At 53.6% G+C, this 13,230-nt stretch carries 11 protein-coding genes and 1 other annotated feature; of the genes, 5 read left to right on the top strand and 6 right to left on the bottom strand.

What is annotated here, in order from left to right:
• Positions 1 to 21: 21 nt before the first annotated feature.
• The 4 genes from PVA01S_RS25140 to PVA01S_RS25125 form a co-directional block, all read right to left on the bottom strand.
• Complete coding sequence (locus tag PVA01S_RS25140; protein WP_054797025.1) at positions 22 to 312, bottom strand: Fpa/YlaN family protein; 291 nt, start codon at positions 310 to 312, stop codon at positions 22 to 24.
• 146 nt (positions 313 to 458) lie between these two features.
• On the bottom strand, positions 459 to 707 hold the full coding sequence (locus PVA01S_RS25135) for an HPr family phosphocarrier protein (RefSeq protein ID WP_054797024.1): 249 nt from the start codon (positions 705 to 707) through the stop codon (positions 459 to 461).
• 97 nt (positions 708 to 804) lie between these two features.
• A complete protein-coding gene (locus PVA01S_RS25130) occupies positions 805 to 1,923 on the bottom strand; it encodes an aminopeptidase (protein WP_127610506.1) in 1,119 nt (372 codons plus the stop codon).
• Positions 1,924 to 1,945: 22 nt separating this feature from the next.
• A complete protein-coding gene (locus PVA01S_RS25125) occupies positions 1,946 to 2,551 on the bottom strand; it encodes a TVP38/TMEM64 family protein (RefSeq protein WP_127610504.1) in 606 nt (201 codons plus the stop codon).
• A gap of 364 nt (positions 2,552 to 2,915) precedes the next feature.
• Between PVA01S_RS25125 and rpsD the strand changes: the two genes are divergently transcribed.
• Entirely contained in the window at positions 2,916 to 3,515 is a 600-nt protein-coding gene (gene rpsD / locus PVA01S_RS25120) for a 30S ribosomal protein S4 (RefSeq protein ID WP_054797022.1), read from the top strand.
• 117 nt (positions 3,516 to 3,632) lie between these two features.
• Here the strand turns inward: rpsD and tyrS are convergent, their stop codons facing one another.
• Positions 3,633 to 4,889, bottom strand: a complete 1,257-nt coding sequence (gene tyrS, locus PVA01S_RS25115; protein WP_054798751.1) for a tyrosine--tRNA ligase — start codon at positions 4,887 to 4,889, stop codon at positions 3,633 to 3,635.
• Between the two features lie 59 nt (positions 4,890 to 4,948).
• Positions 4,949 to 5,214: a binding site (T-box leader), on the bottom strand.
• A gap of 185 nt (positions 5,215 to 5,399) precedes the next feature.
• Between tyrS and PVA01S_RS25110 the strand changes: the two genes are divergently transcribed.
• Both PVA01S_RS25110 and PVA01S_RS25105 read left to right on the top strand, forming a co-directional pair.
• Positions 5,400 to 8,525 carry a transglycosylase domain-containing protein gene (locus PVA01S_RS25110; RefSeq protein ID WP_127610502.1) on the top strand — a complete coding sequence of 1,042 codons (3,126 nt, stop codon included), beginning with the start codon at positions 5,400 to 5,402 and terminating at the stop codon, positions 8,523 to 8,525.
• A 158-nt stretch (positions 8,526 to 8,683) separates the two neighbouring features.
• The gene (locus PVA01S_RS25105) at positions 8,684 to 9,382 is read left to right on the top strand and encodes a type 1 glutamine amidotransferase (protein WP_127610500.1); all 699 of its coding nucleotides are present in this window, start codon (positions 8,684 to 8,686) and stop codon (positions 9,380 to 9,382) included.
• A 69-nt stretch (positions 9,383 to 9,451) separates the two neighbouring features.
• Here PVA01S_RS25105 and acsA read toward each other — a convergent pair whose 3' ends face one another.
• Positions 9,452 to 11,176 (bottom strand): acetate--CoA ligase, encoded by a 1,725-nt coding sequence (gene acsA / locus PVA01S_RS25100; protein ID WP_127610498.1) that lies wholly within the window; start codon positions 11,174 to 11,176, stop codon positions 9,452 to 9,454.
• 144 nt (positions 11,177 to 11,320) lie between these two features.
• On the opposite strand from acsA, the gene PVA01S_RS25095 reads away from it, so the two are divergent.
• Both PVA01S_RS25095 and PVA01S_RS25090 read left to right on the top strand, forming a co-directional pair.
• On the top strand, positions 11,321 to 11,953 hold the full coding sequence (locus tag PVA01S_RS25095; protein WP_127610496.1) for a GNAT family N-acetyltransferase: 633 nt from the start codon (positions 11,321 to 11,323) through the stop codon (positions 11,951 to 11,953).
• Positions 11,954 to 11,968: 15 nt separating this feature from the next.
• Positions 11,969 to 13,147, top strand: coding sequence for an acetoin utilization protein AcuC (locus PVA01S_RS25090; RefSeq protein WP_127610494.1), 1,179 nt, complete (start codon positions 11,969 to 11,971; stop codon positions 13,145 to 13,147).
• Positions 13,148 to 13,230: the final 83 nt, after the last annotated feature.

The following is a 13,230-nucleotide window of genomic DNA, read 5'->3' as shown; positions in this document are numbered from 1 at the left end:
GGGTAACCTTCAGTCTGAAGGTTACCCTTTGTTTTGCAAATCCAGCGCTTCGTAAAGCGTCGCCAAATTACGCTCCAGCTTCACCAAAATTTGCTTGCCTGTCGACTCGGTAATTAAATCGGCACGAATGGCAAAGTCGATTTCCCGGGACAGCCCGTAGATCTGCGTATCTAAGACCTCTTCGTACAGAGGACATTTGCGTGTGGTCAAGTTTTCCATCTGTACTTCGATCAGCTTCTCGATCTTATCCGCATCTTCCTGAAGAAGAAGCAGCGCTTTCTGCGATAAGCTGAGCAGCACATCCGACGACATGGCGCTCCCCCCTGTGATCCCCGTTATGAATCTCATTAATAGCTTGTATATTTATATTAGTCGAAATCGAACCATTACACAAGTGCAACTCCATAGAAAAAGGCATTTTCGCTTTATGCGAAAACGCCCCCTACGACTAAACCTCATTATTCTTGAATGCTGTTGATGCTCAAGCCGTGTTTCTCGAACACTTCGGCCATAGCTTGCTTGGCTTCTTCAGCATCCGGACCGTGCACGTGCAGGTCGTATTTGCTCGAAGTCAAGAGCGTTGTAAACAAACCAAGGATACTTTTAACGTCGATGTACTTATTCTCATATTGGAGAACAATCGAAGATCTGAATTTGTTGGCGGTTTGCGAAATCTCCACAATAGCTGCGTTGTTTGCGTTCGGCATAAAAATCCCTCCATGTGTTGATGAGACGGTCGTAATAAATCGCTTAGTTAATGATACATTGGAAGAGAATAACATGCAACTAGATTTTTCGGCGTATTTACTTCAACCGTTCCGGATTTAATCCTTCCAGTTCCGGAACGACGAATCGTCCGTCCTTGCGGATGAGCCGGTCGTCGAAATAAATTTCGCCGCCCCCGAATTCAGGGCGCTGAATCAGCACCAAATCCCAATGAACGGACGAGCGGTTGCCGTTGTCCGCCTGCTCGTAAGCTTGGCCCGGCGTAAAGTGAAGGCTGCCGTCGATCTTCTCGTCGAATAGCGTATCCTTCATCGGGTACAAAATATACGGGTTAAAGCCAAGGCTGAACTCGCCGATATAACGCGCCCCTTCATCGGTGTCCAGAATCTCGTTCAGCCGTTTCGTGTCGCTCGCGGTCGCTTCGACAATTCGGCCGTTCTCGAAGCGGAACGTAATATTGTCGAATGTAATGCCCGAGCTCACGGACGGTGTGTTATAGGCGATAACGCCATTGACGGAATCGCGCACCGGCGCCGTGTACAGCTCTCCGTCCGGGATATTGCGGCGTCCGCAGCATTTGACCGATCCGATGCCCTTGATCGAGAACGAGATGTCGGTCGCGCCCGGTCCGACGATCCGTACGCGGTCTGTCCTGTTCATTAATTCCTGCAGCGGGTCCATCGCCGCGGACATTGCGGAATAATCCAGGTTGCATACATCGAAATAAAAATCCTCAAACCGCGACGTGCTCATATTGGCAAGCTGGGCCATCGAAGCGTTCGGGTAACGAAGCACAACCCATCGCGTTCGTTTCACACGCTGCTCCAAATGTACCGGCTTCTGATACAGCTGCTTGTACAGCTTCATCTTGTCTTCCGGCACATCGGACTGCTCGTTCACGTTCTCACCTGCGCGTATGGCGACATAGCAGTCCATATCTTCCATACGCTTCAAATCGAGGGCCGCCCAGTGCTCAAGCTGTTTCTCCGTGATGTCCTTCAGCACGGACGCCCGAACGGCGGGATCGATCAATTCCACGTAAGGATATCCGCCGCGGACGTACACTTCTTCGACCAGGCATCGGACCAGCTCGCGCTCGGAGCCGATCATTTCGATCAAAACCTTCTCGCCAGGCTTCACATCGAGCGAATATTGCACAATATTGCGCGCCAACGTATGTAAGCGAGGATCTCGCATCGTTCTTCTCTCCTTTATCACGTTAAACTTTTTTGCCGGACTTGCCGACAGGTTCGGCTCGCGTCCATTTCTTTTTGTAATAACTTCCCACGGCAAGCATAACCGCCAAGAGAATGAGGAGTACAAGCAACCTCCCCTTATGTTGCCCAAAATGCAGCAAATCGTGCCCAATCAGCGATTCCATAAATACCATCGGCGCTTTGCCGATCAGGGTGCCGATAATGAAATGACGGGTACGTACTTTCATAACCGCGGCGCCCAAATTGATCGCGAAGGAAGGCAGCACCGGGATGATGCGGCTGCCTGCAATAAACCATAGTCCGTACCGTTTCAGCTTCTCGTTAAATTTGTCTAGATAGCTGTATTTGGCAAGCTTGCGCTGCACCCATGTTCTGCCCAGGTTTTTGGCCACCCAATAAGCGATAACCGCACCTAAACAGGCAAACACGTAGTTGACAATGAAGCCCGTCCAGAAGCCGAACAAGAGCACGTTAACCCCGGCGACGACGATAAACGGGATAAAAGGCACCAGCGTCTGCACCAGTACGAGCAGCGCTCCTCCGATATGGCCGATCCAGCCTAACGAGTCCAAAGCATCCGATATGTGCTGGACATTCCAATGGCCCAAAGGTTGTCCCTCCCTTCTCACATTCTATTATTGTATCAAAATAAGCAAACTTACACGAGCTTTAAGCAGCGGTGATCTTTATTCGAAAATATTACCCGATCCGTGCCGCCTCCACTTGACACAGCCTACTTCAATCTTATAAAATTAGAAGTCGAGAATAAGCGTGATCCCTCACGGGCTTCATGTTTATGGTGGAAGGCGTGTCACCCTCTAAAGATTTCGTTACCGACAGGACCGCGGCTGGTTTTTCTTGTCGATAGCTCCGGTGATCTTTCGGAGCGTAGCAGCGGAATCGGGCACGATCTTCACGCGTTTGTTCCAAGCTTAACTCAACTATATTAAGGTTAAAGGAGTTCATCCTACAATGTCACGTTACACAGGTCCTAAATTTAAATTAAGCCGCCGCCTCGGCATCTCCTTGAGCGGTACCGGCAAAGAATTGAAACGCCCTTTCCCTCCAGGTCAACACGGCCCTGGACAACGTAAGAAACTGTCCGGTTACGGCGTACAATTGCAAGAAAAACAAAAGCTTCGTCACATGTACGGTTTGAACGAGAAGCAATTCCGCAACTTGTTCGACAAAGCTTCCAAGCTGCAAGGTATCGCGGGTGAAAACTTCATGTTCTTGCTCGAAAGCCGTTTGGACAACCTCGTATACCGTTTGGGTCTGTCCAACACCCGTGCAGGCGCTCGTCAGCTCGTCGCTCACGGCCACATTACCGTTAACGGCAAAAAAGTGGACATCCCTTCTTACATCGTTAGCACCGGCGACGTGATCGGTCTTCGCGAAAGAAGCCGCAACCTGTCCGCCGTCAAAGAAGCTTTGGCGAACCGCAACTACTTGCCGGGTTACCTGGAGTTCAACGAAGCCGCCCTGGAAGGTAAATACATTCGTCTTCCTGAGCGCGCCGAGCTTGCCCAAGAAATTGACGAAAAACAAATCGTCGAGTTCTACAGCCGTTAATCCTACATCACACCGAACTGTTCCTTCCGGGAACAGTTCTTTTATTTTCATTTCCACATAAAGAAATACCTCCGCCCCGCTCGCCATAAAGCGCTTCGGGCACGGAGGTATTTGTATTTATCCCAGCTTAATCCGGGCGAATTTGCGCTTGCCGACCTGTACAATGTCGCCATCGGCCGGGGTGAGCTCGGCATTCGGGTCGTCAACCTTCTGCTCGTTGATCTTCACAGCGCCCTGCTGCACGCTGCGGCGCGCCTCGCTGCCGGACGTCTGCAGACCGAGCGTCACCAGCAGCTTCGCCGCGCGGATGACGCCGTTATCGAGCGCCTCCGCAGGCAGCGTCACGTCTTCGATATCATCCGGCAGCGCGCGCTGCTGGAAGACCGTGACGAAGTGGTGCTGCGCCTCATCGGCGGCTTGCTGGCCGTGGTACATCCGCACGAACGTATGCGCCAGGCGCATTTTGGCATCGCGCGGATGAACGGAACCGTCCTCCAGCCCGCTGCGCAGCCGGGCGAGCTCTTCGTTCGACATGTCCGTCGCCAGCTCGTAATATTTAGCCATCAGCTCATCGGGCACTGACATCGCCTTCCCGTAAATTTCGTTCGGCTCTTCGTCGATGCCGATGTAGTTGCCGAGGCTCTTACTCATTTTGTTAACGCCGTCAAGTCCTTCGAGCAGCGGATTCATGATGGCGACCTGGGCAGCCACGCCATATTCCTTTTGCAGCGTACGGCCCATCAACAGGTTGAACTTCTGATCGGTACCTCCGAGCTCGATGTCGCTTTTGAGCGCAACCGAATCGTAGCCTTGCATAAGCGGATAGAAAAACTCGTGAATATGAATCGGCAATCCGGAGCCGTACCGCTTGGAGAAATCATCGCGCTCGAGCATCCGGGCGACCGTCACTTTAGCCGACAATTGCACGACATCGGCGAAATTCAACGGACCAAGCCACTCCGAATTGTAATACAGGTTCGTTTTCGACTTGTCGAGAATTTTATAGATTTGCTTCTGATACGTTTCCGCGTTGCGCTTCACGTCTTCTTCGGTCAGCTGCTTCCGCGTCTCCGACTTGCCGGTCGGGTCGCCGATCCGCCCGGTGAAGTCCCCGATGATGAGCTGTACCTGATGGCCCAGCTCTTGGAATTGACGCAGCTTATGCAGCACCACCGTGTGCCCGACATGAATGTCCGGGGCCGACGGGTCGAGCCCGAGTTTAACGTTTAACGGCTTGCCGGTCGCGACCGAGTCGATCACCTTATTTCTCAATTCGTCCTCCGGTACGATCTCAACGACGCCGCGGCGAATCGTCTCCAGTTGACGATTCACCTCCTCTTGCTGCGCGGACGAAAGTTCCTCCCATTTTGCCATAACGACTGATTCCTCCTAAGAAATAAACTGAACACATAGAAAAAAAGCCTTCTCTTCCACAAAGGGACGAGAAGGCTCTGCTCGCGGTACCACCCTAATTAAAGTCAGGCTCTCAAGATCTGCGCCTGAACTTTCACTTCATCTGAATAACGGGGGTCCCCCGATCGGAAGCTACTGGCTCATCGATGGCTCACAACCAACATGAAGCGTTCCCCTCCGCTGCTCCGGACCGTAATTCGATCAAAGACGAGTACCGGTTCGCACCTACCACCGGCTCTCTGGGAGCTTCGTTCCTTGGCCTACTGCTGTCCATCCTGGCATTTGTCCGTATACAATTACCGATTATTTAACCATACAACGGCGGCATTGTCAAACGGGTTCGCCCCGTTTCTCTCATCCAAACGTCATGGAACAGTCATGAAAGCGATACCGCCGCGCGGTGTTCAGCTTGACGCTTTATGCTATAATGAACTAGGAATGTTTTTCTAGATCAGGAGGAACCCGGTTTACATGGAGACGGAGAACAAGACTAGATCTTACAAAACAATAGTACGCGCGACCGGTAAATACACGGTACTGACGATCAAATGGCTTTTCATTACGGGCGTTATTGCCGGTTTTCTGGCCGGCGGCGCCGCATTCGGATATGTAACCGCACTCGTGAAGGACGACCCTGTACGCGATAAAGAAACGATGCTCAAGCAAATGAACGACGACGCCTTGACCGGCTTTGTTTACTTCCGGGACGATACGGTCGTCGGCCAGCTGCGCACCGAGGAAGACCGGCAGCTCGCCAGCATGAGCGACATTCCTCAGGTCGTGCTGGATGCCGTCTTTGCGATCGAAGATAACAATTTCTACGAGCATATGGGGATCGATATTACCGGGACCGCCCGCGCAGTAGTCCAGAAGCTGCTGAATCAGGATGTGCAAACCGGGGGAAGCACGATTACGCAGCAGCTTGCCCGGCGCGTATTCCTGTCGCTCGACAAAGCGGACAGCCGGAAGGCGAAAGAAATTTTTCTCGCCATGCGCCTGGAACGACTGATGTCGAAAGACGAAATATTACTTGCTTATCTGAACAAAATCCCTTACGGCAACGGCTCGTCCGGCTACAATGCCTATGGAATCAAGGCTGCGGCCAAAGGGATTTTTAATATCGAGGATTTAAACAAGCTGAACTTGGCGCAAGCCGCCTACTTGGCCGGACTTCCACAGCTGCCAAGCAACTATTCGGCGTTCAACAGCCAGGGCATCTTCGACAGCGCCGCCTTCAAGCGCGCCGTGCAACGTCAGCAGTTGGTGCTTCGGCGCATGCTGGAGGAAGGCAAGATCACCCAGCAGCAGCACGACGAGGCGCTTGCCTTCGATTTAAAGGGTTCGCTCGCCGAACGGATGAAGAAAGCTTACTCCACTTACCCGTTCTTGATGATCGAAGTGGAGAAGGAAGCGGCGAAAGCGCTGTTGAAGGCGGAGAAGCCGGATCTCGACCCGGAGAAAAACCCGGAAACGTACAACGAAGCTCTGAAGAGCATGCAGGCGCAGCTCAGCCGCGGCGGTTACCACGTCTATACGACGATCGACAAAGATATTTACGAAGAGATGCGTTCCATCGCCCAGAACGAAAAAAACTTCACCCCGGATGACAAGGTGAAGGGGATCGAGCAGGTCGGGGCCGTTATGATCGATAACAAAACCGGAGCGATCCTGAGCATGCTGGAAGGACGGGATTTCTTCAAGGAGCAGTTGAACCACGCGACGCAAGCCTATCGCCAGCCGGGCTCCACCATGAAGCCGATCGCAGCCTTCCTGCCGGCCCTCGAGAAGGGAGCCATTCAGCCGGCTTCCGTCATCGACGACGTGCCGATCATTTTGAAGGACGGCACGAAGGTCGGCTATCACATACCGGAAAACTGGGATGACGGATATCACGGCTTGATCACGGCCCGTACGGCATTAAACCAGTCGTACAACATTCCTGCCATCAAGCTGTTCACCGAAACCGTGGGCATCAAAGAAGCTTGGGCGTTCGCAAGCAAGCTCGGCATCCGTTCCATAACCCCGGACGATTACGTCGCGCAGACGGGCGTTATCGGCGGTTTAAAATACGGCGTATCCGTCAAAGAGCTGACCAACGCTTACGCCACGATAGGCAATGAGGGCGTCTTTAACGAGGCGTTCATGATTCGTAAAATTACCGATTCGAACAACCAGATCATCTATGAGCACGAGAGTAAACCGACAACCGTCTTCTCTCAAGAAACGGCGTACTTGATGACAGATATGATGCGTACCGTCATTACTTCCGGAACGGCAACCGACTTGATGAGCAAGTACAAAAGTTACGGTAAAATTCCGATTGTCGGTAAAACCGGTTCCACCCAGGACGACGCGGACGCTTGGTTTATGGGATATACGCCGGATATTACGCTGGGCGTATGGGCCGGATATGAACTGCCGATCCATAAGCTGAGCAAGAAAACCGGCGGTACGAACCGCGCCAAGAACGTGTGGGCGATGGCCATGAATGCGGCGATCGAGAAACATCCGGAGTTGTTCCCGACCAAGCAATTCAAGCGCCCGCCGAACATCGTCGAAATGACCGTGTCGAGCTTATCCGGCAAACTGCCGAGCGAAGCCGTTTCGGCGGCCGGCAAGCTGACCACCGACATTTTCAACAAGAAATTCGTGCCGACCGATGAAGATAATGTCATGGTGAAGCTTCCGATCATTACCTACAACGGGTTGAACTACATAGCGCAACCATCTACACCGGCGGAGTTCGTGCAGGAGAAGACGGTGATCAAACGCGAAAAGTCGTTAAATCAGCTGTTCAAAGAAATCGGGGAAATTATGAGCCGGATGCCGCAAGACCGCAAGCGCAGCATCGATTTCTACAAGCCTAGAGACTTTGACGAGGACGCCCCGTCGGAAACCGATCCGAGAACCGACGACGGCAAACCGCCGGTGCCGCCGACAACCGTTGTCGCCACCCACTCCGGCGAAACAAGCGTCATCACGTTCCAAGCGAGCGAAAGCGCGGATACGGTCGGATACCGGTTGTACCGTTCTACCAATAACGGCAATTATCAAAGGGTCGCGGGGAAAGTCGTCCTCGCCGGAGCGGAGACCAAATTCACCGACCACATCGCTCCGGGACTGCACGGCTACTATGTCACCGCGGTCGATGTGGCGGGTCACGAATCGCCGCCGAGCAAGGCCGCCTTCACGGACGGCACAGCGATGGAACTGCTCTTCCTGAATCCGGATAGCGGCGACCCGCTTGCTTCAACAGAAGGCGCAAAACCAGGCAAGTCAGGCGAATCGAAGCCCGGCAGCACGAACGGGGCTACCGCAGCCAAAACAGCTCCCGCCGCTCCTTCCGGTCTAGCCGCCAAGTCGACCGGCGGCGGTATCGAGTTAAACTGGAAAGCGAACGCCGATAAAGACAAAGTAAAATCGTACACCGTATATTACAACGAGAAGGAAGACGGAAAGTTCGAGAAAATCGGCACGGTTACAGGAGCCACCCAGTTCCGCTATTATGCCGTATCGTTCGATGGGTTTTATCGCATCACGGCAACCAATGAATACGGCGAGTCTAAGCCTTCAGCGACCGTGAAGTATGTGAAATAGTGCAAAAAAACGTCCGGCAGCCGGACGTTTTTTTGCACCCGTTCCCCTCACTTATAACGTTAGGTAAATTGACATGCACCTCACTCCCCTACTACAATAAGACTAAAACCTGCAATCATCTGTTAAGCGATGAACGTTCGGTTTTCGGGAGGGTTCATATGCATATTGTACTGCTTAAGCATTTCGCGTTCGACGACGCTTCGGTTATACTCGCTTGGGCGGAGCAAGAAGGCTGTCAGACGACTGTGTTGTTCCCGCCTGACGGGATCGCGCTGCCCCGTATGGACGATTTTGACTGGCTCATCATTCTTGGGGGGCCGATGAGCGCCTACGACAAGGAGGACTGGCTGCAGCAAGAGAAGCGATTCATCCGTTCGGCCGTTGATCACGGTAAACACGTGTTAGGTATTTGCTTGGGAGCCCAAATGCTGGCTGAGGCGCTCGGCGGCAAGGTGTATCGGAACGAACAGAAGGAGATCGGATGGCATCCCGTGACCCGTACGCGCGCTGCACACCGTTTATTCGAAGATGTGCCTGCCTCCTTTCACTCGTTTCATTGGCATGGGGATTGCTTCGACTTACCGGAGGGCGCGCTGTCCCTCGCCTATTCGGATGCTTGCAGGCATCAAGCCTTCGCCTACGGGGAGCGGGTGCTTGGGCTGCAGTTCCATTTGGAGACAACGCCTTCCTGCCTGGCCATGATGCTCGACCGTTGGCAAGACGAGCTGAGCGATGCCCCGTTCATTCAAACGGCAGACCGCATTCGTCAAGAAGCACACCGCAGTGAGGAGTCGTTCCGCATCCTGCGGCACATTCTCGACCGTTTCGCGGCCATTCGCACGATAGCTAACCGATAGCCCCCAATGCGGATGCAAATAAAAAAAGACAGCGGACTCTCAGGCCCGCTGTCTTTCTTTTTGTTCGAATTAATCTTCAATCGTCGACAGGTCGCCTGTCGGCAAGTTCAGCTCCCATGCTTTCAACACGCGGCGCATGATTTTGCCGCTGCGGGTTTTGGGCAGTTTGTCTTTAAATTCAATCTCGCGCGGAGCGGCGTGAGCGGACAATCCTTCTTTGACGAATTTGGAGATGTCGGCTTTCAATTCGTCGGAAGGCGTATACCCTTCGCGCAGCGCGATGAACGCTTTGATAATTTCCCCGCGCATCGCATCCGGCTTCCCGATAACGCCCGCTTCGGCTACCGCCGGATGTTCCACCAGCTTGCTCTCCACCTCGAACGGACCCACGCGCTCGCCCGCCGTGTTAATGACGTCGTCGATCCGGCCTTGGAACCAGAAGTATCCGTCCGCGTCCATATAAGCGGAATCCCCGGAGATGTACCAGCCGGCAATACGGAAGTATTCTTCGAACTTCGCCGGGTTCTTCCAGATTTTGCGCATCATGGAAGGCCAAGGCGTCTTAATGGCCAAGTTGCCCATCCGGTATGGAGGCAGCTCGTTGCCCGCATCGTCGATGATCGCCGCTTCTATGCCCGGCAGCGGTTTGCCCATGGAGCCCGGGCGAATTGTCATCGCCGGATAATTGCAGATCAATTGGGCGCCGGTCTCGGTCATCCACCAAGTGTCGTGAATACGCTGACCGTATACTTTAAGCCCCCAACGGACGACCTCGGGATTCAACGGCTCGCCGACGCTCAGTACGTGACGCAGCGAGGACAAGTCGAATTGTTTCACGGCTTCGTCGCCGGCGCCCATCAGCATGCGGAACGCGGTGGGCGCGCTATACCAGACGGATACTTTATAACGTTGAATCGTATTGTACCAATCTTGCGGGCTGAAGCGTCCGCCGCGGATCACATTCGTCGCGCCGTTCAGCCACGGAGCGAAAATGCCGTACGACGTTCCCGTCACCCAGCCTGGATCGGCCGTACACCAGTACACGTCCTGTTCCTGCAAATCAAGCACGACGCGGCCCGTATAATAGTGCTGAATCATTGCGTTATGGACGTGATAGACGCCTTTGGGCTTGCCCGTGGAACCGGAGGTGTAATGAATGAGCAGCCCGTCTTCACGGTCTACCCACTCAAGCTCCAATTCTTCGGAAGCGGCAGCCATCTCTTTGTGGAAATCTACTTGCCCTTCGCCCAATTGCAAGTCTTGGCCGACCAAAATAACATGCTTCAAATTCGGAAGCTGATCCACCGGTACGCGCGAAAGCTGAGACGGAGTAGTAACGATCGCCACAGCCTCGCTATCCTCCAGACGGTCCCGGACAGCCGTTTCCATGAAAGCTTCGAACAACGGTCCGACGATCGCCCCTATTTTAATCGACCCGAGCAAAGCGAAATACAATTCCGGCGTTCTCGGCATAAAGATGAACACCCGATCGCCCTTCCCCACGCCCAGCTTGCGCAGAACGTTGCCGAAGCGGTTGGATTGGAGCTTCATGTCGTGATAGGTGTACTGCTCGTCGCGGCGATCGTCGCTGTAATACAACGCCACTTTATTTTTTCGTTCGGAGTTCGCATGGCGGTCAATGGCTTCGTGGGCCATGTTGACTTTGCCCGTTTGGGCCCAGCTAAACGTCTGTTCGATCGTTTCCCAGCTAAAACCGGCACGTTCTTCTTCGTAATTTTTCATATTCGAAGTTGTTGCTACAGGTGCAATGCTTTCTACACTTGCTTGATCCATGCCACTTACCTCCCGAAATTATCCGTATTTATTTATATAAAACGCTTTCATTAGACATCTGATATTATACCACAACATCTTTCTATTCGCCTATTTATTTGTTATGCTTAACAGAGAATGTCGGAGGGGAGAAACCGCTCACAAATGGAACACCTTAAAATCTATCACTCCTTTACTATCCCGTATCAGGACACGGAAATCGTCGTTGAAGGCCCTGTATCTCCCGAGCGTCTGCGGGGCTATTCGATGCATCCGGACCTCGATGCGTTTCGCCGTCCGAAGGAACAGTTCGTGGCCCTGGTGGAGATCGCGGAGCTTCCGGAAGGACGTATTATTCTGGCCCGCCATGCGGAGCAGATCGTCGGGTACGTCACGTTCCATTACCCGGACGAACTGGAACGATGGTCGGAAGGCGGAATGAAAGACCTGATTGAGCTGGGAGCCATTGAAGTGGCCGACGATTACCGCGGTATCGGCCTCGGCAAGAAAATGATCCAGCTCGCCTTCGAGGACGAACAATTGGAGAATGTCATTACCTTTACGACCGAGTATTATTGGCACTGGGATTTGGAGAAAAGCGGGCTTACCGTGTGGCAATATCGCGACATGATGGAGAAGTTGATGAAAAGTGTCGACATGGTCTGGTATGCAACCGACGACCCGGAAATCTGTTCTCACCCGGCTAACTGCTTGATGGTGCGTATCGGCAAAAACGTACCGCTGTCCTCCGTCGAGAAATTCGATCGGGTCCGTTTCCGGCAGCGGTTCATGTACTGATGGGGGCGCAAGAGGATGAAACCGAATGCCATATTTATTTACAATGAGCGGGAAACCGCGTACCGTTTTAATGATAGTCACCCTTTTAATCAAAAAAGACTGCATCTGACCGTCGATTTGTTGAAAAAATCGGGCACTTTGCCCGCTTCCTGTATACGCATGCCGGCTTCCGCCGATGAAGGGCTGCTGCGGCTCATCCATTCGCAAGAATATATCGACGCAGTCAAAGGTCTAAGCGCGGCTGCTCCGGCGCCGCAGTGGCTGGATAAAGCAAGCATGTACGGCCTCGATACGGAGGACACGCCGTTCTTCCCGAACATGCACGACATCACGCTCGGTGTCGTGGGCGGGTCGATTCACGCCGTCGATGCGGTCATGTCCGGGGCATCGCTGCATGCCCTGCATCTGGGCGGCGGGCTGCATCATGCGCTACCGAGCAAGGGCGCCGGATTTTGCGTCTATAACGACGCGGCCGTAGCGATCGCTCACGCTAAGGCGGCTTACGGTGCCAGGGTGTTGTACATCGACACCGACGTGCATCACGGCGACGGCGTGCAGTGGTGCTTTTATACCGATCCTGACGTATGTACGTTTTCGATTCATGAAACGGGCAAGTATTTGTTTCCGGGCACCGGAGCGGCGAACGAACGTGGAGACGGTTCCGGCTTCGGCACTTCCGTAAACGTTCCCATGGAACCGTTTACGGAAGACGAATCGTGGCTTGAATGCTTCGAAGAGGTGCTGAATCGCACGATCGCCCAGTTCAAGCCCGACCTGATCGTGTCGCAGCACGGCTGCGACGCCCATGCGTACGACCCGCTCGCCCACATTCATTGCAGCATGGAAATTTTCCGTGCGATGCCGCGAATCATCCACGGCCTGGCCCACACCTATTGCGGTGGACGCTGGGTTGCGCTTGGCGGAGGCGGTTACGATATTTGGCGGGTGGTGCCGCGCGCCTGGAGCTTGCTGTGGCTGGAGATGAGCGACCATCCACTGCGGGACCGGCTTCTAGCGGAGCCCTCCCTCACCCTGCCGAAAGCTTGGATTGACGCATGGCAGCCGCTGAGTGAAGAAGTCCTCCCACACACGTGGCTCGACCCTGTAGACACCTGGGAACCGATGCCGCGCCGTGCAGAAATCGAAGCCAAGAATCGCCAAACGGTGGAAGTGTCAACGCTTTATTTAGCTTAGCTCGAGGACGCAGCCCTAGCGAATGCACGTGAGATATCCTTTTTTCTGAACTAACTGGCCATTATGCGTAACAACTTTTTCTT

The sequence above is a fragment of the Paenibacillus validus NBRC 15382 genome, assembly GCF_004000985.1.
GTDB lineage: Bacteria > Bacillota > Bacilli > Paenibacillales > NBRC-103111 > Paenibacillus_G > Paenibacillus_G validus.
Note: the sequence above shows the minus strand (reverse complement) of the source record. Positions and strands in the feature narration are given on the sequence as shown.

Coding starts and splice junctions, on each gene's coding strand:
- PVA01S_RS25140 (WP_054797025.1), bottom strand. CDS start 312: ATGTCGTCGGATGTGCTGCTCAGCTTATCGCAGAAAGCGCTGCTTCTT.
- PVA01S_RS25135 (WP_054797024.1), bottom strand. CDS start 707: ATGCCGAACGCAAACAACGCAGCTATTGTGGAGATTTCGCAAACCGCC.
- PVA01S_RS25130 (WP_127610506.1), bottom strand. CDS start 1,923: ATGCGAGATCCTCGCTTACATACGTTGGCGCGCAATATTGTGCAATAT.
- rpsD (WP_054797022.1), top strand. CDS start 2,916: ATGTCACGTTACACAGGTCCTAAATTTAAATTAAGCCGCCGCCTCGGC.
- tyrS (WP_054798751.1), bottom strand. CDS start 4,889: ATGGCAAAATGGGAGGAACTTTCGTCCGCGCAGCAAGAGGAGGTGAAT.
- PVA01S_RS25110 (WP_127610502.1), top strand. CDS start 5,400: ATGGAGACGGAGAACAAGACTAGATCTTACAAAACAATAGTACGCGCG.
- PVA01S_RS25105 (WP_127610500.1), top strand. CDS start 8,684: ATGCATATTGTACTGCTTAAGCATTTCGCGTTCGACGACGCTTCGGTT.
- acsA (WP_127610498.1), bottom strand. CDS start 11,176: ATGGATCAAGCAAGTGTAGAAAGCATTGCACCTGTAGCAACAACTTCG.
- PVA01S_RS25095 (WP_127610496.1), top strand. CDS start 11,321: ATGGAACACCTTAAAATCTATCACTCCTTTACTATCCCGTATCAGGAC.
- PVA01S_RS25090 (WP_127610494.1), top strand. CDS start 11,969: ATGAAACCGAATGCCATATTTATTTACAATGAGCGGGAAACCGCGTAC.